This is a genomic window from Gilliamella sp. B2824, from assembly GCF_026536245.1.
Taxonomy (GTDB): domain Bacteria; phylum Pseudomonadota; class Gammaproteobacteria; order Enterobacterales; family Orbaceae; genus Gilliamella.
The window spans coordinates 16082-38152 of the sequence record NZ_JAFNON010000016.1; the positions used below are offsets into that span (position 1 = coordinate 16082).

A 22071-nucleotide genomic window follows, 5' to 3' on the forward strand; every position below is an offset into this window, starting at 1 on the left:
TATATATCTGTCATATAGAGGAAAAAAACATGGCAAAAATCGTTAAAGTACATGGTCGTGAAGTGATCGACTCTCGTGGTAACCCAACAGTTGAAGCCGAAGTGCACTTAGAGGGTGGTTTTGTTGGTCTAGCAATTGTTCCATCTGGTGCGTCAACTGGTTCACGTGAAGCACTAGAACTTCGCGATGGTGACAAGTCTCGCTTTTTAGGTAAAGGCGTATTAAAAGCTGTTGAAAATGTTAATGGACCTATTGCTAAAGCTGTTTTAGGAAAAGATGCTTTAGATCAAGCAGCTATCGACCAAATCATGATTGATTTAGATGGTACTGATTTCAAATCTAACTTAGGTGCTAATTCAATTTTAGCCGTATCTTTAGCAAATGCTAAAGCAGCAGCAGCAGCTAAAGGTGTACCACTTTATCAACACATCGCTGATTTAAATGGTACTCCAGGTCAATACTCTATGCCATTACCAATGATGAACATCATCAACGGTGGTGAACACGCTGATAATAACATCGACTTACAAGAATTCATGATTCAACCAGTTGGTGCAAAAACAGTACGTGAAGCAATTCGTATTGGTTCTGAAGTATTCCATAATTTAGCTAAAGTTTTACACGCTAAAGGCATGAATACTGCAGTTGGTGACGAAGGTGGTTTTGCACCTAACCTAGATTCAAATGCTGAAGCATTAGAATGTATTAAAGAAGCAGTAGAAAAAGCAGGTTATGTATTAGGTAAAGACATTACTCTTGCGATGGACTGTGCTGCATCTGAATTCTATAACAAAGAAACCGGTAAATATGTATTAAAAGGCGAAGGTAATAAAGAGTTTACTGCTCAAGAATTTACTCGTTATTTAGAAAGTTTAAGTGAACAATATCCAATTGTTTCTATCGAAGATGGCTTAGATGAAAGCGATTGGGAAGGTTGGGCATACTTAACTAAAGAATTAGGTCACAAAATCCAATTAGTGGGTGATGATCTTTTCGTTACTAATACCAAAATCTTCAAACAAGGTATTGAAAAAGGCATTGCTAACTCAATCCTAGTTAAAGTTAACCAAATCGGTACATTAACTGAATCAATTGCAGCAGTTAAAATGGCTAAAGATGCTGGCTATACCGCTGTGATTTCTCACCGTAGTGGTGAAACAGAAGATTCAACCATTGCTGATTTAGCTGTTGGCTTAGCAGCAGGTCAAATCAAAACTGGTTCTATGAGCCGTTCTGACCGTATTGCTAAATACAACCAATTAATGCGTATTGAAGAAGCGTTAGGTTCTAAAGCACCATTTAACGGTTTAAAAGAAGTTAAAGGTCAATAATTAATTTTTAACAAAAATTAATCGTTATTTAAAAACGGTGATAAATTCACCGTTTTTTATTTTCATTTTATTTAATATAACCTTATATAAGGATAGTTGCACTGACTTATATTGTGTTGTACCCTTATTGCCTTGATTTTATGACTTATCTTTAATATTGCATATTAAGTAATACTTGAGTCATTTTATATTTTTTTAAATTAACCGAGTTTAGTTTTTTCTGATTATGAATAATATTACAAATATGCCCCAGCCTAAAAGTAAGTGGCAACTTTTTCACTGGCTTTGTGTAGGCAAACTTCCACTTAATGAACTTTGGCTTAAACCAACTTATCGATATAAGTTCTTTTTTCGCACACTTTTTTTAAGTCCAATTACACTCAAATTGCTTGATAAATTAAGACAATATCCTTTACTTGGTTATTACCTTTCCTGCCAAACCAATTTACCTTGTAAATTACAACGGCCGTATTTATCATCATGTTTGACACAAAAAGAGCGTTTAGCTGCTTTAGTTTATCATTATGATTTTTTATCAAAGCAATCCGGCAATATGTCTAAGGCTTTTTATAACCCAGAATCGCCTTATATTTTGGCTAATATCGACGCTAAAAACGAAACAAACATACAAATAGCTATTCAAGCGCGAAATAAATATGCGCGTGAAGGTGAATTGAGTCTCTATTTTTATGATAATGACGGTATTGATTTAGCAACTTTAACCTTCACCCTTGTCGAATATCAAAAAAAATCTACGCTATTTATTGCTGGTTTACAAGGAACAGGGCATCATGAAGCACGAACACGCGTACAAAAAGCAACAAAGCAGTGCTATGGACTTTTTCCAAAACGCGTCGCGGTAGAAGCGGCATTAATTATTGCTAAATATTTTAATTTAGAACAGGTGATTGCTGTTGGTAATAACACACATGTGTACAATAACTGGCGATATAATAGCCGACAAGAAAGAATTTTATCGGATTACGATGATTTTTGGTTAACAATTGACGGTAAACCAGATTCCAAAAACTTATTTATATTACCGACCGAAATTAATCGAAAATCGATTGACGAAATAGCGAGTAAAAAACGCTCGGAATATCGTAATCGTTATGCATTATTAGATCAGCTTAAAGTTAGCATTGAGGAAAGTTTATCCTCATTACGTTGATAATGAGGATATATTAGAGCAGAGTTTTACCTCTAATTTTTATAACAATACTATATGAAGATGAACATGGAAAGGAATAAAAATGTATTATGGTATTTTGATTGCATTTGTCCCATTGTGTTTAGGTTATTTGATTAAAATTAAAGATCAAAAATGGCTAGCCAAAATTAATCAGATACTTGGCTATATGGTCTATTTTATTCTTTTTATCATGGGGGCTGAATTAGCTCAGTTAGACAATTTAATCACAAATTTACAGCATATTTTGCTCTATACCGCTGTTGTTTTTGTCTGTACTTTTGGTGGCAATTTTTTGGCATTAATCTTATTTGATCTATTTTTGCCTTGGAAAACAGCTAACACCGGCTCGTCCTTTCAATCTCGTTTTAAATTGATTTTTGAATCTTTAAAAGTATTTATTGCCTTGATACTCGGTTTTATTGCCGGTTTTTTACCTTTGTTTTTTTGGCAATATACTGGCAGCATTATTCAAATAGTGTTAGTTTTACTTCTATTGCTCATTGGTATCCAGCTACGTAGTAACAATATCTCGTTTAAACAGATTTTGTTAAATAAAATTGGTTTGACGACATCTTTAGTCGTGGTCATAAGCACTTTTTTAGGTGGAATATTAGCTGCTTTCATTTTGGATTTTCCAACTCGTGTTGGGCTTGCTATGTCATCGGGATTTGGCTGGTATTCTTTGTCCTTAGTTTTGATGACAGAAGCGCATGGTCCAATCATTGGTAGTGCAACCTTTTTAAATGATATTTTGCGTGAATTGTGTGCAATAATTCTTATTCCAACCTTAATAAGACGCTATAAACTTACTGCGTTAGGTTTGTGTGGTGCAACTTCGATGGACTTTACTTTACCAATGTTACAAAAAGGCGCCGGCATCACTATTGTGCCACCAGCCATTGTACAAGGGTTTGTATTGACTTTATTAATGCCAATTTTAATGACACTTTTTAATTATGGTGGATTTTAATGGTAAAAGCATTAGTTGTATTTAACTCATTAATCAGTCAGGCTCATTTAAAAACTTTTTTGACTAATTGAGTTGGATCAATGAGTAAAAAGCTGAATTAAATTAGCGGGTCATTTGTCTAAATATTAAATAGTTTTTAAATTCTTCTAAGCATCAACATCAACTTATTCATTTCATTACTCAGTTTTAAAAGCAATTTATTTATTTTGTTTTTAAACTATCAAGCGCAGCGAATTAAGCTAGGTTACCCATACAACTGTAAAATATTGCATAGAGTGATGCTTTTTATCTTTTTTGCTAATCAATACCTGAATCTTTTGTTTTGAATGTAAACTTATGCTCATTTTGACAAAATAACGTTGATCATATTTTTGACATCAACTATCAATCTGTTAACGGTATTGTTTTTTATATATCACACTAATATAGCTAATTATTCTATTTTATTTTGCTGTCAAAATTATCACTATCTAAAAGTTAGATCTGAATCACAAATTTATTATAAAACAATTTCCGCCTTAATTTTATTCGATATAATTGAACAAAAGATTATTAACGAGACATATGTTCAAGAGGTAAGCATGATTAGTATTATTTTAGTCTCTCACAGTAAAAAAATTACTGATGGATTAAAAGAAATGATCGAAGAGATGGTCGATTCAACCGGTGATGTAAAAATTTATTCAGCAGGCGGAACAGAGGATGGACGATTGGGAACAGATTCAGTTGCGATTTATAACATCATCGAACAATCAAAAGATCACAAAAACATACTGATATTTGCTGATATAGGTAGTGCCATTTTAAGCACAGAAACCGCTATTGACCTTATCGAAGATGAAGCCTTAAGAAGTAAGGTGACGTTAGTTGATGCTCCCCTTGTTGAAGGTGCATTTGTTGCGTCAATACAAGCCATGGTTGATGAAGATGTTGAAGGTATTTTAGCTGAACTACAAAATATTTAAAAAGTGAGCGTTAGGATGAAATTTTTTCGAAGCTTTGTGGGTTATTGTATCGCTGGAATGATTGTAATGTCAGTTTGGTCACAATTAGGTACTTACGGCATTTTCGGTGGTTTTTTGGCGGCGGTAATCATTATTGGTCCAATGTGGTACATGAATCATTATATCAATCTGACTGGCAATGAAGATGATGCTGCTTTTGTTGATATGGGACTTGCTATTGCAGTATGTGGCATTATGCGCGATACCTTTATTCAAGGTGGGCATGCATTTGTCTCTTCTTTACCTACCATATTGCTTGTGATTGTCGGCGCTACTTTAGGGGGAATTACTGCTGCTTTCATTGAAAAAGATATGGCGAAGAAAACAGAATTTATTAATGAGAATCCAAGAGAACCTGGTTTAAGACGTTCTGATTTTGAAAAGTTGAAAGAAGCAAAAGAAAAGATCTTGCGTAGCAAACAAATCAAAGTTTTTCAAAAAAAGAAATAATTAGCTGAAATATAGGGAGCAAATGATGATGTCAATTAAATTGGCTATTGCAACAATAATCGGTGGTTTTATCTTCCCTTTTGTTATACGCATGGCATGGGGGCGTATGGTTGACAATTGGGGACCAATTGGTGGTTGGATGGCAGCAGCATTTATTGTTGGAACAGTCTGGTGTATTAATCATGGAATAGCAACGCCAATGATTACGCAAAGTGGTTCAGTATGGGTCGATCAAGGGTTAGCCGCTGGTGTTGGGATTTGGGTAGCCTCAGCTTTAACCGGTGGAAGCAAACGTAAATCAGTTAAAAATATTGTTGCAGCAGTATGTGCAGGTATTGTTGGTGGGTATGTATTATCACTTTTTTTAGTGAGTTAAGTAACAAGTAAAACATGTAAAGGATAGACCGAGGTGATGTAATGAGAAGATTAATTAATGATGGCTATGATGTCGTAGAAGAGATGCTAGAAGGTTACTGCTTAGCGCATAGTGAATATGTCGAATTAAAAAAAGCGTGTAATCGCGTAATCGTAAGTAAAAAAATCAGTACAGAGCCAAGAGTTAGAATAATTATTGGCGGCGGTTCAGGACATGAACCCGCATTTTTAGGTTATGTTGGCAAAGATTTTGCGGATGCGGCAGCAGTCGGTAATGTGAACACTTCACCATCTCCTGAATATTGTTATGAAGCAGTAAAAGCGGTTGATTCTGGTAAAGGATGCCTATTTGTTTATGGTAACTACGCTGGCGATGTTATGAACTTTGATATGGGAGCTGAATTAGCTGCCGATGAAGGTATCCGGGTTGAAACGGTGACAGTGACTGATGATATCTATTCTTCAAAAAACATTAGTGATCGCCGTGGTGTGGCGGGTGATGTATTTGTGTTCAAAGTCGCTGCCAGTGCTGCCGCCAAAGGTTATGACTTAGATAAAGTTAAAGCTTTAACTGAAAAAGCTAATGCCAATACTTATTCAATGGGTGTTGCACTATCATCTTGTACATTACCGGTTACCGGCGAAGTCATTTTTGATATGCAAGAAGGTGACATGGAAGTTGGCATGGGCATTCATGGTGAACCCGGTATTGAAAGAACTAAGCTAGAAAAGGCCGATGTCGTTGTGAGCCAATTAATCGATCATCTTTTACAAGACTCCAAAATAAAAGCAGGTGATGAAGTGCAATTACTGATTAATGGATTAGGTGGTTTGGCATTGATGGACCAATATATCTGCTACCGAAAAGCACATCTTTTATTAGCACAAAAGGGCATTAAAATCTATAAACCACTGGTAGGCAATTATGTGACTTCAATGGATATGGTAGGGATGTCTATCTCTGTTATCAAGCTAGATGATGAACTAAAACAGCTATTAGACCATCCATGTGATGCGCCTTATTTTAAAATTGCTTATTAACTACCAAGGAGAGGAAAAATGAGTGCCCTGATGCTAAATAAATCTTATTTTATCGAAACATTTAAAAAAATAGCCGATATGGCCGAAAAAAACCGTGACCACCTCAGTAAATTAGATTCTGACATTGGCGATGGTGATCATGGTATTAATTTGACCATAGGTTTTCGTGAAGTAGAAAAGCAACTGCCACTCTTGTCTGACTCAACAGCAGATATTGCTGAATTAATGAAGAAAGTAGGAATGATTTTATTGAGCAAAGTCGGCGGAGCATCAGGGCCTTTATATGGTAGTTTTTTTATGAAAATGGCAAACCATACAACTGGAAAACAAGCAGTAACATTCAAAGAGTTCTGTCAAATGTATCAAGATGGTGTTGAAGCTGTACAAATGCGAGGAAAAGCCGAACTTAATGATAAAACAATGATAGATGCACTGATTCCGGGGCTAAATGTTTTAAACAATTATAAAGAGGGTGATGACCCTGTAAAAACGTTAGAAATTTGCGTTGATGAAATGAAAAAAGGGTCCGAGTTAACTATTCCATTGGTTGCTAAAAAAGGGCGATCCATGCGATTAGGTGAACGAGCGATAGGGCACAAGGATGCGGGATCTGAATCAGCTTGGATGATTATGAATGAATTTTTACAGCAATTAAAACTCGAGAAGTAATTCTCCAGAAGTAAATTAATTATTTTAATTGAATTAATAATAATTAATTAGTTAGTAAATGTGTTTATAAGAGGATTTTAATATGGATAAGGTTTTTGTTAGTCCTAATAGATATGTACAAGGTAAAGATTTGCTGACTCGTGCAGAAGCATACATCAAACCCTTTGGGACCAATTTTTTAATCCTAGCAGATAAGAATATTTGGAATATTGCTGCCAATCAACTCGCCGATTCACTCGAAAAAGCCGAACTATCGATTACTAAAGCCATTTTTAACGGCGAATGTTCAATGGTAGAAATTAACCGATTACTTGATGAGTTTAAATCAAAAAAATTTGATGCAATTATTGGTGTAGGTGGTGGTAAAACACTTGATACGGCTAAAGCACTTGCCGCCAAATATAATATACCTAAAGTTTGTGTACCAACAACTGCATCAACCGATGCACCAACGGCTAAAGTTTCAGTCGTTTATACTGAAGATGGTGTATTTGACTTTTTATGGCACCATTATAAAAATCCAGATTTGGTATTAGTTGACACTCGAGTGATTGCAAATGCACCGGTTAGATCGTTAAAATCAGGTATAGCTGATGGGCTGGCAACTTGGGTTGAAGCTAGAACCTCCATTCGTAGTTGCCATAAAACGGATGCTGGTGGTATTGCAACAATTGCTGGTGAAGCAATTGCCAGAGAGTGTGAAAAAACCATATTTGAGTATGCATTACTTGCTGTTGAATCGAATGAAAAGAAATTAGTTACCCCAGCATTAGAAGCTATTGTTGAAGCGAATACCTTACTAAGTGGCCTTGGTTTTGAAAATGGTGGTTTAGGTGCAGCTCATGCTATTCATAATGGTTTTACTGCCGTATCAGGTGATGTGCATCATCTAACGCATGGTGAAAAAGTGGCATATGGCACAATCGCTCAACTAGTGCTAGAAGGTCGACCAATTGCTGAGCTTGAAAGGTATATCGATTTATATATTAAGTTGGATTTACCCATCACGTTAGAGCAAGTGCATTTAGATAAAATTACAGAAGAAGAGTTTCAATTAATTGGCGAAAAAGCCATTGCTCCTGTTGAAACTATCCATAGTCTGCCTTTTGCGGTGACGGCTGATGATGTGATACAAGCTATCAAAGCAACAGATTATTATGTGAAGAGTTATAAAAAACGTTTAGGTATCGCATAACACCAAAACAACACGTGCTTTTAGGTCAACAATCGTTATTGCTTAAATAAGTGGCTTTTTGCCGTAATAATGAGCGTGTTACTAAAACAAGATAAATGATAAAAAAATGGGGAAGAATAGTCAGGTTAGTCAATAACTATTCTTCAACCCATTTTTACTATTGGAAGCCTATTAAAAAAAGCGATGAAAAGCATTACATCAATACAAGGATAAATTATGAAAAAAATATTCATAGGCACCAGCTGGAAAATGAATAAAACCTTAGCCGAAGCATTGTTATTTTGTGAACAACTAAAAACCTACTATCCCGAAGATTTAAAAAGTCATATCCAACCGTTTGTCATTCCTCCTTTTACGTGTGTTCGAGATGTGGCGGAATACTTATATCAACACAACATAAATTGCTTAACCGGTGTCCAAAATATGCATTTTGAAGAATCGGGTGCTTTTACCGGTGAAATATCTCCAATTATGGTAAAAGATACCGGTGCTAAAATAGTTGAATTAGGGCATTCTGAGCGCCGTGAATTTTTTGGTGAAACCGATATGACAATAAATAAAAAAGTTCATGCTGCACTCAAACACCAATTAACACCATTAGTTTGTGTTGGGGACAGCGCTCAAGAAAAATCTTGGGGAGTCTCGAGTGAAACTGTTGTAAAGCAGATGAAGATTGCGCTATCGGGAATTGATCATAATCAAGTTAGTCAGGTTATGATTGCATATGAGCCGATATGGGCAATTGGTGAAAAAGGCGTACCGGCAACACCTCAAGAGGCTGAATTTATTCATCATAATTTACGTTTAGCGCTCTCTGATCTCTATGGTTCAGAAGTGGCTAATCACATGATTTTACTCTATGGTGGTAGTGTCAATCTTGAAAATTCGACCCAATTAATTGCTCAGCCCAATATTGATGGTCTATTTATTGGTCGTAGTGCATGGCAAGCGACAGGTTTTTGTAATATATTATCCGCTATAAATCAGCAACGATAATATTGAGAAACAAGGCGAACTAATGGATAGATTTGACGATAAACAAGAAGCAGAACTACTCACCGAGATAGCTGTTGCCTATTATGAGTATGAACAAACTCAAGAAGAGATAGCGCAACGATTTGGCATTTCGCGTATTAAAGTCGGTCGCTTGTTAAAAAAAGCTAGAGCTGAAGGGATTGTTGAAATCAATGTCAAATATCATCCAATATTTAGTTCACGGATAGAACAACAATTTGTTAACCATTTTGGTATTAAGCGTGCACTGATAGCCTTAGATCATCAAGATGAAGACGAACAGCGACGGCAAGTTGCGGCTCTTGTTTCTAACTATTTATCAAGTAATTTAAAAAATGGTATGACTGTTGCGGTAGGACAAGGTCGAAATGTTGCTGCTATTGCCAGTCATGTTGGGGTATTTCCTGAAAAACAATGTAAATTTATTTGTGGTATTGGTGGAACGCAACGAGTTGGTGAAATTATTGATGCTGATCATATTAGCCGAAGCCTATCTAGAAAATTTAATGCCAGCAGTGAAACACTTTATGCACCAGCATATGTCGAAAACCGCGAGCTTAAACACGCTTTTATGCAAAATCGTGTCATAAAAGATACGTTAGAACGCGCATCTAAAGCTGATATTGCTTTAGTTGGCTTAGGGGATATGAACGAAAATTGTTATATGGTGCAATTAGGTTGGTTTACCCCACAAGAGATCACCTATGCGACATTAAATCAAGGGGTGATTGGGGATATTGCAGGTTATGGTTTTTTCGATATTAATGGCAACCCAGTCGATACCGTAATGAATGATCGGGTCATTGGTTTAAGTATTGAAGAGTTACGTAATATTCCCTGCGTAATCGCTATTGCCTCGGAAAACACCAAATCAACCGCTATTTTAGGTGCGTTGAGATCAGGGGTAATTGATATTATTGCTACCAGTGCATCGAATGCAAGAACAGTGCTGAGTTTGCAGCAAAATACAGCTAAGTAGATAGCTGTATTAATCACATATTGGCGCTTTTATCTTCTTATTATCTTTTTCATCTTTCTCGTTGTTAACATTGGCGGGGAATTAACACCATCAGGTGATCCGCCGTTATTTATTGGTTTTTTTTAGAGTTGATTTTTTGGGCTGTTAAGCAGATGCTTTGCCCGGTTAATATTATTGATTAATTGAAGATAAATGTTCCGCCTCCCCATTTTAAAAATGATTAATTTTGCTAACAAGTTTAAGAAAACAACGGTGATTATGTATAAAAATATTGTTTTTGGGGCTTTTAGCGTATTTCGAAAAACTAAAAAATAGCACAAAATTTTACCGATATTTATGATGATCTTAATATTGAAGTCAAATATAGATTGGAAAACATCAATTTGAAATACCGCAAAAATTGATGGTGGGGATGCATCTTATACTTTTATTTATAGAAGTAATAAAACAAAATTAATAACAGTCTATTTTTCAGATTAACTATTTACAAAAAATTCAGATCATTTAATGCAAAAATAGAAAAAAGCCATAACAAAGAATTGGTTTGTTCCACTTTTCGATTAATTGTTTTTTGTTATTCTTACAATTTTCTGTAACTAACGTCATTTCACTTTTAATCGTGGATGTTATCATTATACCGAATTGTCATTATTAGCTATAAAAGCTAGGTTTTACCAGAAAGCTATAGTAAAAATAAACCATGTGATTGGCAATATTTATACGAAAGCGTGAATGGCAGAAAGAATCGAATATTCAAATAGATATAAGCTTAGTTTATTGTTGTTGTTTATAATTGCAGATAGCACTTTTTGAACGCTTTGATAAAATAGTTGCAAATAAACGCTATTATCCCAATAGGAATTTAAAATGAGTGTGCAAATAGAAAAAGTTATATTACATAAATTAATTAGAAAAAGTGACACTGAAATCGAATTACAGCTTCGTGATTCAATGTTAAGCAATCAGCAAGCTGTGGTAAATTTAATTGAAGATATCAATCGTATCTATAATAACAAAAGCAAAGCTTATGGACTTTTTAATAGTGAAAGTTTGTTTGAACAATCTCTTAAAGAATTACGTTTAGGTAATCAAGATTTTCTCCACTTTAGTCAAGAATCAACTAAACAATTACGTAATGAACTTGCCAAATATCCGTTTGCCGAAGGGGGAACAGTCGTATTTTGTCATTATCGCTATTTAGCGGTGGAATATCTAATTATTGCCGTGTTAAATAGTTGTTCAAGCATGCTTGTGAATGAAGATTTGGATATTTCCGAAACCCAATATTTAGATATCGATCATGCCGACATTATTGCGCGAATTGATATAACAGAATGGGAAACTCAAGCTGATTCAAAACGCTATTTGACTTTTTTAAAAGGTCGAGTAGGGCGTAAAGTATCGGACTTTTTTATGGATTATTTAGGCGCTAGTGAAGGATTAGATGCCAAAGCGCAAAATAAAACGTTAGTCAAAGCGGTTGATGATTATTGCCAAGAGATGCAATTTGATAAACAAGACAAAAACGCCGCGCGTGAAAATGTTTATAACTACTGTCAAGGTCAATTACAAGCAGGCGAAGAGATAGAACTCAAAAACCTAGCCAGTGAATTACCAGTCAGTGACGATAACAACTTTATGCAATTTGTTAAAAACAGTGATTATGATTTAGAAGACACCTTCCCGGTTGATCGTAGCGCATTACGTCAATTAAAAAAATTTTCAGGCAGTGGGGGGGGATTAACCCTTAGCTTTGATTCCGATCTATTAGGCGAACGCATAAAATGGGATCCACAAACTGATTCTTTGGTGATTAAAGGTATTCCACCTAATTTACGCGATCAACTGCAACGTAACAATGGCTCAAACTAATTATTAGGATAGTAACAATATGAAATACATTGGTGCACATGTGAGTGCTTCGGGCGGTGTTGACAACGCACCGATTAATGCTTATCAAATTGGTGCAACAGCGTTTGCGCTTTTCACCAAAAATCAACGGCAATGGCATGCAAAACCGCTAGAACCGGCAATGATTGATAGCTTTAAAAAGCGTTGTGAAAAATATGGCTTCACGAGTAAACAAATTCTACCGCATGATAGCTACCTAATTAATTTAGGTCATCCCGATGCTGAACAACTTGAAAAATCGCGCACTGCTTTTCTAGACGAAATGCAGCGCTGTGAACAGCTAGGTTTAACACTGTTAAATTTTCATCCGGGGAGTCATTTAAAACAAATCTCAGTTGATGAATGCCTCAAGCGTATAGCTGAGTCGATTAATATGACTTTAGATAAAACCAAAGATGTGGTCGCCGTTATTGAAAACACAGCCGGACAAGGTTCTAATTTAGGTTATAAATTTGAACATTTAGCGCAAATAATCGATCAAGTTGATGATAAAAGCCGGGTAGGTGTATGCATTGATACTTGTCATGCTTTTGCTGCCGGTTACGACTTACGCACTGAAAAAGCCTGCCAAGAAACCTTTGCTGAATTTGAAAAAATTGTTGGGTTTAATTATCTACGTGGTATGCACTTAAATGATGCCAAAAGCGAACTGGCTAGCCATGTCGATCGCCACGACAGCTTAGGTAAAGGTAACATTGGCAAAACCGCTTTTAAATATATCATGCAAGATCCAAGAATAGATGAAATCCCTTTAATTTTAGAAACCATTGATTCTGATATTTGGGCTCAAGAAATTGCTTGGCTAAAAGAACAGATATCAGCATGAAAAAATTTTTATTACAGGGTTTATTTTGGGGATTCATTTTATCATCCCTTAATTCTTATAGTTATGCGGCAATGCTTGGCGAAAACAAGTTAATAGAATGGGATGAAACAACATTTCAGTCTCAATATCGGTCGGATATTCGCATGTACGACCTATTTTTTATTGATTATAAAATTGGAGATGAACCTAAATTTGCCTTTATTTCATTATCTGATGATGTGCATTTATATGATGAGAATAATCAACAAGCTATTATTTTAATTCCTGGAGATGAAAAAGAGAGTTACCAAAATGAACAATATTTACTGACAGATTCATACCGTGCTAAATTTTTTGAGTTGGCGGGTTTATCAAAAGACGATAATGTTTTTATATACGATTATAAACATAATGACTTAACATCATTGCCGATTAGTCAGTTAAATGCTTTTGCTGTGGTGGATACGACTTATTATAAAGCTCCTTTTAAGCAGAACGATTATATATATGGTTTTAAATTAGATGAAAAACTATTTGATCACCATTCAGATTATCTGGTGTCTTTTGGTAAAGAGAATCCATTCGCTCAAGAACAATTAACGCCATTATCGTGGAAAAAAATTAGCAAAGACGATTTCCCAGTACTTGATAAAAATATTGAAATTGCCTCTATTGGATGTCATTGGCCGACAGATGACTTAGTAAAAGGGGATAGCTATTTGTCCGAAGTAAATGGTTTACAATTTTATCTACAAGACTATCAAAAGCCATCCGATCCTGATACGGTTTTAGAGCATTTGATTATTTTAGATTCGGATTCGAATATGATAACCAATGTTAGTCTTTGTTATAGTGAAGGTGGTGGTTTTAAACCATTGAATAATTTAGCAGATAAAAATGAACCAATAGAACAATGGACAGGTAAACTTTTAAAAAATGAACCCCCTGTTATTTTTGATTTTATTTATGGCTGCGCACCTCTTTTTCAATTTATTAATCTAAAGCATCAGTTTTTTGCGCCAAAATACTATTGTCTTGAATAATATTAGGTTTAATTTTGTTTAAAAAGTCATATAAGTTGTATTTAAATTTTGGGTGAGGAGTTAAATAATCCTCAAGATATTATAATAATATGAAATAAGTGAAATAAGGAAATACTTTGAGTCAATCTACATTACAAGCTAAAGGTCGCGATATAACGCCATATCAATCCATTCCTCAACGCCTGCTGCCAGATAATTTTCGACAAACCTTACAACAAAATATTGATAGGCAATTGGCAATAATAAAAATAAAGGTTGAGGATGAACAAGCAGTTAACAAAACTTGTAATGTTAGTCTTTCAAACCAACAGCAGCGTTATGACATATTGAAATCAATAACCTCGAACGATCTTGATAATGTTTTTGCTTATTTAAATGGTTTGGTACCAAAAAACAATTTAGATTTGGATAATAATGAATTAGATATATTTGATAAAAATGAATTGTCACTCGCCTTATACCAAGATAGTTTGCAACAACTACCTGAGTGTAATTTATGGCATGTATTACGAGCTTATTATTTAGAAAAGCCTAAATATGTCAACAAAGATCTCTCATCATTATTGGAACAAGAATTATATTGTCGAGTTGATCTGCGATTATTAGCTGATGTATTACAAAGTATTACTGGTAGCACGACAATAAAAGATAAGATTGCCGGTGCTTTTTTATTTTATTTTTCCTTACCTTTTTTAGAAAAATATATACTAAATCAAGAACATCTTATTTGGCCATTTTTTGCCGAAAATTTGCATTATATTGATCAGGCATTGGGACTATTCGGTGAAACTAATTTAGAATGTTATAAAACAGCAAATGCTTTAGCGATTCTTTCCCTTTTTCCACAGTTACCTAAACCGTATATTCCACTATTACAGGAGTGGGCTCTAGGCGCTGGTCGTCGCTTTCGTTTACAGTCACAGCTTATTTTAAACAAAATTCCTAATATCCATCTAGAAGTTGAAAAAGCATTATTATCAACAAAACAAGATATACGAATAGTTGCGAGTGATTGGTTAGCGAAATTAGGGGGGGATTCGTCGATCAAATCACTGAAGCGTGCTTTATCAATAGAGAAAAAAGAAGCGGTAATTGCATCTATTCTCAGCGCATTAAGTCAGTTGGGTGAAGATATCTCTTATTATTTATCGCCTGATTATCTGCTAAATGAAGCAAAAAAAGGATTGAAAACCAAAAAACCAGTCAGTCTTGATTGGCTTGAACCTTATATGCTACCAGAATTAATGTGGCAAAATGGTCAGAAAGTTGCTGTTGAAATTATTTATTGGTGGATCATCTTAGCGGTAAAATTAAAACAAACCACTGATAATGGCTTGTTTGATTTCTATTTAAAATTATTAGATGTAAAGAGCCAACAAAAACTTGGGTATTTTGTGGTGCAAATGTTCATTATACAAGATACAGAACTAACATCCGATAAGTACTCACGTTATGTCAGATCTGCACTAAATACCAAAGGCATGTTGGCTTTGTGTAAATATAGTGAACCTTATCAAATTGCTGATATTGTGCGTCCTTATTTGAAATTTCATTCCTCAAAACGTAGTGAAATATCAGCGGTATTTGAGGCGATTGTCACGATTAATCATGCGGTAATTACTCAACTAGTTTATTCTACTTCGCTTCGTTATAGTTCAAATATTGTTCGTAAAAATGCCAAAAAAATACTTGAAGAATTTGCGCAAGCGCAAGCATGCAGCCTTGAACAACTCATTGAAAGAATGGTTCCAACAGCTAATTTAAACGAGCGAGGTGTATTAGATTTTGATTATGGAGATCGTAAATTCACAGCACAGCTCGATCACTGTTTACAATTAGTGATAAAAAATGAAGCGGGTAAAATACTCAAATCGTTACCAGAAGCAACAAATAGCGAAAATGTTGAACAAATCAAAGCATATAAAAAATTACTAACCAGTAGTAAAACAGAGTTAAAACAAGTTATCAACAATCAAACAAAGCGGTTATATGACATGATGTCTATTGGGCAAGTGTGGTCTTACCAAGATTGGTTTGCCAATTTATACCAACATCCTATCATGAATAGAATGATTGAATCGTTGATCTGGCTTGAAGTCGATAATAACAACACAGTCATTAACAGTTTTAGGCCGACAGAAGATGGTTGCTTGATTAACATAAATGATGATGAAGTCACTTTAAATCCTGAGCATTATATTAAGTTAGCGCATAGCGTCTATTTGTCAGATGATCAAGTAGAAGGATGGTTAAATCATCTTAAGGATTACAAAGTTACGCCTCTATTTACTCAATTTGCTAATCATTTACCTGATTTGAGTCAAGTGATTGACAATAAACTAAATGATTATTATGGCAAGGTTATCAAGCTAAATATCTTAAAAAACATATTATATTCGAAAGGCTATCATAGCATTACTGACTGGGATTGTATTGATGGATTCGCTAAATTATATTCAAGCTTAGGTATTCGAGCACGTATTATGGTCAGCCAATTTTATCGTACAACAACAAATAGTGATGAGACTGTAAAACTTTATGATTTGTATTTTACTCAGCAAATAGGAACAATTGAAAAAACGATTCCGCTTGATCGCGTTCCGCAAATTATATTAGCTGAAAGTTATGCCGATTATTGTTTAGTAGCGAAAACAAAATAAAGATATTAAGAATAGGGAATGTTTAATAAAGTAAAAGGTAAAATTGCCTCACTGTTTAGCCGTTTTCAATCGCAGGTCAGTAAAAAGGGATTGATACGCCGTCTGAACAGCTAATATTAACTATTTTGAATCTTTATGAAAACGCAATCAAACAATCCCTGAAAACATTTTAAGATATGTTATGCTAGGAGATAATTACGCAATTTTGAATAAATAAATTAACGCAAGATTGCCATTATAGCATTGATGACATAATGGATTTTATGTCTTATTCCTGTTCTTTGCTCGGTATCAATTATTGTTATTATTACAATAGTGATAGCGCATCGCCTAATGCAAGGATCGGATTTTATGAACAATGGACGGATAATTATAATTAATAAGAAAACGACTGATTACACGCTTGGTTTAGTTAGAAATCATTAAAAACAATCAAATTATAACTAGCTTTAGACCAGCGGAAGATGGCTACTTAATTAATATAAATGATTAATAAAAAATATCCTGTATAGGAGAACCAAGGAATATGAAAGAAACACATGCTCAATCTGCTCAACAATTAATTGCAACTATATTTGAACCACTAACCACAATCGATAAAAGTTTGCCAGAGCGTATTACTCAATATGTTTTACAGGGGGATGAAGCTAACGTTTTAAGTGATTTAGAACAATTATGTCAAACTAGCGATAACGCTTATAAACTCTTTGAATTACTATATAGGCCCTGTGATTTTTATGGAACAAGCTTTTACGATAAACCAAAACCACCTAAAAAAGCCAGAATAGATTTTTATCAACGTTGGACTGATGACTATACACTTGAACAAATAAGGCGTTTTGGATGTGTTTTGAGCGCAATTTGTTACCATTTGCATTTAGTTAAATTAATTAACCAACAGTTGCCGGCATGGTTTTTATATCTTTTATATGATGGTTTGATTAGCACAATGCCCTCTTTTTGTAAAAATGAAGAAGACATTGAACAACGAAAAAGTTGGTCAATTGAACAATTACACCAACTACTCGAAATGGAACAAACTGGATTGGGTGAAAAGTTATTATTGGCGATATTTGATCGGCAAAATATGACGAGCAATGACCTAAGTGACTTTCAGTATTTTTACAACATCGATGGATTATTATCTTATATTAAAAATCATCTTAAATTATTTAGCCAGCTACCCGATCAGGATATTGCTGTTTTGGGGCAGGTAGAACAATTAAAGTATATAAAAAAGCATTCTGAACTTCAGCTACCACTGATTGAGTTTATTACTCAGCAAGCCTTACATACTGCCAAACAAGTCAGTCAATTAGCGACAGATATGCTAATGGGTTTTCCTGTTGAAGATGTGCAATCAAAACTACAACACTTTTTAACGTTGGGCTCGGTTAAACAACGTAGTAATGCCGCTCAATTACTGGCAAGAATATCGTCAGATTCTGCAATATTACAACAAGCATTAGCAAGTGAAACCAATAAAACCGTTATTGGCTCCATTGAAAGCGCTTTGCTACGACTTGAAACTGCTAATAATGCAAAACAACAAACAAATTTAGTTATTCCTAGTTTTGAACCCATTATCGATATCGATTTACCATCGATGGCACAAGACATTTTGCGGCAAAATTATCAAGACTATCACAAACTAAAACATAATGAATTATCTGACACACTAACTGAAAAAAATTTAGATGATATTTATCATTATTTAAATGGTAAAATTCAATACACGCCGTTACTTCAAGGGATTAATAAAAACGTCGATTATCATTTTTTACTGACTAAAAATAGATTACAAAATTTACCCGAATTCACCCTTTATCACTTATTTAGAGCAATGCGATTAATTGATCAAAATGGTGGTACTTATTGTTTTGAAAGGGTATATACAAAAAATGACGTTGTTAAAAATTTCGATCTTAGGAAAATCGCCGATGTAATGGCGAAAATTGATTATTGTCAACATGTGCTCTATGCTGTTGCTTTACCATTTTTAACCAGTGAGACTTATCATCCTTTTTATGAAAATCAACCAGATAAATTATGGCCATTTTTTGCTGAACATGAATTTTTACTTGATGAAGTTTTAGGCTTTGCTGAGAGCAATAAATGTTGGTCCTACATTAAACTTGATAAAGTTAGTGCAATAAAAATATTACAACTTTTTCCTAGTCTGCCGACTAAATATGTTAATTATCTTTTTGAACTCGCACTAAAAGAAAACAAATTAATACGGCATGCAGCACAAAACACTCTAAAAGTCATTCCTAATATTTATGATCAAGTTGAACAAGCTTTACTATCGCCTAAACAAGAAGAGCGGATTGCAGCGGCAGATTGGTTGGCACTATTAGGACAAAAATCGTCAATTAAAGCATTACATCATGCATTAAAAAAAGAAAAACGCGAAATTATACAAGCATCACTATTGATTGCTTTAGAAAAATGTGGTGAAGACATAAGTCAACAACTAACCACTGAAAAATTATTAGCTGAAGCAAAACAAGGTCTAAAAGGTAAAAGACCTAATGAATTTGACTGGTTTGATATTAGCTTAATGCCTGCACTTACTTGGCAAAGCGGCGAGGCGGTCGAACCACAAATTATTCAGTGGTGGGCTTGGTTAGCGGTTAAGTTAAAAGAGCCTGTAAACCCACTATTAACAATTTATAGTCAATTGTTAAGTAAACCAAGCCAACAACAATTAGCTGAGTTTATTTTACGTAGTTTTATCAAGCAAGATACTTTAAGACCAAGCATTAACGAAGCCGAAGCGCAAGCTAACCTAATGGCTAATCAACGTTTGCAAGAATACTTAGGTTATTATAAACAATACCCGAGTTTATATCCTGCTTATGCCAATATTACATTGGAACAAGTATTTGAGGAGATAAAAAAAGAGACATTAGCTACCTACCTTGGTTCTGCAATTAAAGCAAAGGGTGTATTAGCGTTAACTACCGGTATTGAAGGGGGTATTGCTGTTTCGTTATTACTTGATTTTATGAAACATCACCAAAAACGGCGGGCTCAAATTGAAGCGATGCTAGAACCCCTTGCACAAAGTGATGATCCACTGATTACTCAATTGTTGCTCTCAATAGCTCGACGTCATCGCATGGCAACAATACAAGAAAAAGCACGTTCCTTAGTAGAAACTATTGCTGAACGTAATGGTTGGACATTAGACGAATTAGCGGATCGCACTATATCAACAGCGGGGTTGGATGAAAGTGGTGTGTTAACTCTCGATTATGGTGAACGCACCTTTAACGCAACGTTAGATGATAAGTTTAAATGGCACTTAAAAAATGCCGATGGTGACGAAATTAAAGCCTTACCGGAAGCACGTAAAAGTGAAGATTCAGCTTTAGTAAAAGATGCGAAAAAACAATTTAGTAACAGTAAAAAAGAACTGACTCAATTACTGGATATGCAAATTAATCGTTTTTATGAAGCGATGTGCACTCAGCGCAGTTGGCGAGTTGATGATTGGCAAACCTATCTACAACCGCATCCAATTGTGGGTCGACTTATTCAACGCTTAGTATGGTTGGAACTCGATGAAAACGGCAATATTGTTAATAGCTTTAGACCAACTGAAGATGGTAGTTTGGTCAATAATCAAGATGACGAAATTGTTTTGAACGAAAATAATCATATTACCGTTGCGCATTCAGCGCTATTAACCGCTGATATCACAGCACATTGGCAAACTCATCTTAAAGATTACAAAATTATTCAATTATTCGATCAATTCAATCATCCATTACCGGATATTCGTCACTTTAAAGATGACATGATTGATAAATATTATGGTTGGTTAACCGATAGTTTTACCATACGAAAAATCCTAACTAAATTGGGTTATAAACGTAATGATATACAAGATGCGGGTTATTTTGATAGTTATTATAAATATTTTGCTAGCCTTAAACTGTATATTAATATTGAATTCAGTGGTAGCTTTGTCCCTGAAGAAAATATACCGGCAGCGCTTTTCAATCTGTACTTTAGTAAAAATACAACGTTTAAAGATAGATTAATTGCACTTGATGAGTTACCGCCCGTGTTACTTGCTGAAGGCTATGCCGATTATATGGCGGTAGCAGATGCATCAAGCGGTTTTGATCCAAATTGGCAAGATAAGTTAATTTGGTAAAATTGACTAAATATAGCTAGCAAAATACTCACAATGTATGTTTAAAAGGCTGAACCAAAATACTCAATGATTACCAGTTTGTTACTGGTCGAAAGCTATAGTAATTATAGAATAGTAGCTGATAGAACAGCTGGTTTTGATTCAGATTGGGAGAATAAAGGATTATGGCAAAACAACAAGTTATTAGGTTAAGTGCTGAACAACGTTATAGTAAAGAATTGGAAAAACTGATCAAGGCCGATAGCGAAAATAATAAGCCTGAAGGTTGGGTTTTATCCCCTAAATCGGTGCGTCAATTTATTTTAGGTAACGATCGTTTGGGTATCAGCCGTAAATTTTTTGGTGACGATCCTTTAGTTGATCGATCTATTGTTTCATTATTAGGTAAACAAGGATTAATGCTGGTTGGTCAACCGGGTACAGCCAAATCTATGTTATCAGAATTATTGGCAGCCGCCATCAGTGGTGATTCAAATTTGACCATCCAAGGTACGGCTGGTACTAGTGAAGATCATATCCGATATTCTTGGAATTATGCCTTATTGCTGGCCGAAGGACCAACCGAACGTGCATTAGTTGGTTCGCCAATTTATCAAGGTATGAAACAAGGTAAAATTGTTCGTTTTGAAGAGATAACTCGCTGTCCACCAGAAATTCAAGATATCCTTGTTTCAATTATGTCTGAAAAACAGATGATGATCCCCGAAATGGGAGCAAATGCAATTATTAGTGCTAAACCCGGTTTTAATATTATTGGCACTGCTAATTTACAAGATCGTGGTGTGCATGAAATGTCTGCTGCATTAAAGCGACGTTTTAACTTTGAAACTGTTAATCCAATAAATAATAAAGATTTTGAGATTGAATTGATACAAAGGCAACTTGAACAAGAATTAGGTGAATTAAAAACACAAATAGTTATTCCGGTTGATGTCATTGACTTACTTGTTACGGCTTTTCAAGAGTTAAGGCAAGGTCAAACTCAAGATGGCGCAAATATAAAAACACCTGATGCCGTGATGTCAACGGCCGAAGCGGTAAACATTGCCTATGCTTCAGCATTAGATGCTTATTATTTTAGCGATGGAACCTTAAATGCAGGACAAATCGCCAAACAGCTTATAGGTGTGGTTTTAAAAGATAATGCCGATGATATAAAACGAATCCAATTTTATATGGATAATGTTGTGCGTGAACGCGCAAAAAAATCCGAGACATGGCACAGTTTTTATCAAGTATCAAAAACGTTCTGGAAATAACGACT

At 34.8% G+C, this 22071-nt stretch carries 18 protein-coding genes; all 18 read left to right on the plus strand.

Annotation, left to right across the window (positions count from 1 at the left end; genetic code table 11):
* Positions 1 to 29 precede the first annotated feature (29 nt).
* Entirely contained in the window at positions 30 to 1331 is a 1302-nt protein-coding gene (gene eno / locus J3U56_RS11445) for a phosphopyruvate hydratase (protein WP_065633501.1), read from the plus strand.
* 226 nt (positions 1332 to 1557) lie between these two features.
* Positions 1558 to 2502, plus strand: a complete 945-nt coding sequence (locus J3U56_RS11450) for a VirK/YbjX family protein (RefSeq protein WP_267344580.1) — start codon at positions 1558 to 1560, stop codon at positions 2500 to 2502.
* A gap of 82 nt (positions 2503 to 2584) precedes the next feature.
* Entirely contained in the window at positions 2585 to 3493 is a 909-nt protein-coding gene (locus J3U56_RS11455) for a lysine exporter LysO family protein (protein ID WP_267332958.1), read from the plus strand.
* A gap of 581 nt (positions 3494 to 4074) precedes the next feature.
* Positions 4075 to 4458, plus strand: coding sequence for a dihydroxyacetone kinase phosphoryl donor subunit DhaM (gene dhaM, locus J3U56_RS11460; protein WP_267332957.1), 384 nt, complete (start codon positions 4075 to 4077; stop codon positions 4456 to 4458).
* A 15-nt stretch (positions 4459 to 4473) separates the two neighbouring features.
* Positions 4474 to 4947 carry a Lin0368 family putative glycerol transporter subunit gene (locus tag J3U56_RS11465; protein ID WP_065799081.1) on the plus strand — a complete coding sequence of 158 codons (474 nt, stop codon included), beginning with the start codon at positions 4474 to 4476 and terminating at the stop codon, positions 4945 to 4947.
* Between the two features lie 28 nt (positions 4948 to 4975).
* On the plus strand, positions 4976 to 5323 hold the full coding sequence (locus tag J3U56_RS11470; RefSeq protein ID WP_416379676.1) for a Lin0368 family putative glycerol transporter subunit: 348 nt from the start codon (positions 4976 to 4978) through the stop codon (positions 5321 to 5323).
* A gap of 41 nt (positions 5324 to 5364) precedes the next feature.
* Positions 5365 to 6363 carry a dihydroxyacetone kinase subunit DhaK gene (locus tag J3U56_RS11475; protein WP_267332955.1) on the plus strand — a complete coding sequence of 333 codons (999 nt, stop codon included), beginning with the start codon at positions 5365 to 5367 and terminating at the stop codon, positions 6361 to 6363.
* Positions 6364 to 6381: 18 nt separating this feature from the next.
* Positions 6382 to 7032, plus strand: coding sequence for a dihydroxyacetone kinase subunit DhaL (gene dhaL, locus J3U56_RS11480; protein WP_267348491.1), 651 nt, complete (start codon positions 6382 to 6384; stop codon positions 7030 to 7032).
* A gap of 82 nt (positions 7033 to 7114) precedes the next feature.
* The gene (locus J3U56_RS11485; RefSeq protein ID WP_065633494.1) at positions 7115 to 8227 is read left to right on the plus strand and encodes a glycerol dehydrogenase; all 1113 of its coding nucleotides are present in this window, start codon (positions 7115 to 7117) and stop codon (positions 8225 to 8227) included.
* Between the two features lie 216 nt (positions 8228 to 8443).
* Positions 8444 to 9223 (plus strand): triose-phosphate isomerase, encoded by a 780-nt coding sequence (locus J3U56_RS11490; protein WP_267344586.1) that lies wholly within the window; start codon positions 8444 to 8446, stop codon positions 9221 to 9223.
* Between the two features lie 22 nt (positions 9224 to 9245).
* Entirely contained in the window at positions 9246 to 10220 is a 975-nt protein-coding gene (locus J3U56_RS11495) for a sugar-binding transcriptional regulator (protein WP_267367795.1), read from the plus strand.
* 69 nt (positions 10221 to 10289) lie between these two features.
* Positions 10290 to 10346: a hypothetical protein gene (locus tag J3U56_RS11500; RefSeq protein WP_416379695.1), complete on the plus strand. Its 57-nt coding sequence runs from the start codon at positions 10290 to 10292 to the stop codon at positions 10344 to 10346.
* Positions 10347 to 11087: 741 nt separating this feature from the next.
* A complete protein-coding gene (gene yejK / locus J3U56_RS11505; protein WP_267344587.1) occupies positions 11088 to 12092 on the plus strand; it encodes a nucleoid-associated protein YejK in 1005 nt (334 codons plus the stop codon).
* Positions 12093 to 12111: 19 nt separating this feature from the next.
* Complete coding sequence (gene nfo / locus J3U56_RS11510) at positions 12112 to 12957, plus strand: deoxyribonuclease IV (protein ID WP_267367797.1); 846 nt, start codon at positions 12112 to 12114, stop codon at positions 12955 to 12957.
* A complete protein-coding gene (locus tag J3U56_RS11515) occupies positions 12954 to 13979 on the plus strand; it encodes a hypothetical protein (protein WP_267367800.1) in 1026 nt (341 codons plus the stop codon). Before nfo ends, J3U56_RS11515 begins: the two co-directional genes overlap by 4 nt.
* Positions 13980 to 14095: 116 nt before the next feature.
* Entirely contained in the window at positions 14096 to 16639 is a 2544-nt protein-coding gene (locus J3U56_RS11520) for a DUF4132 domain-containing protein (protein WP_267367802.1), read from the plus strand.
* A gap of 526 nt (positions 16640 to 17165) precedes the next feature.
* A complete protein-coding gene (locus J3U56_RS11525) occupies positions 17166 to 20807 on the plus strand; it encodes a DUF4132 domain-containing protein (protein WP_267367804.1) in 3642 nt (1213 codons plus the stop codon).
* A 164-nt stretch (positions 20808 to 20971) separates the two neighbouring features.
* Positions 20972 to 22066, plus strand: a complete 1095-nt coding sequence (locus tag J3U56_RS11530) for an ATP-binding protein (RefSeq protein ID WP_267332946.1) — start codon at positions 20972 to 20974, stop codon at positions 22064 to 22066.
* Positions 22067 to 22071 lie beyond the last annotated feature (5 nt).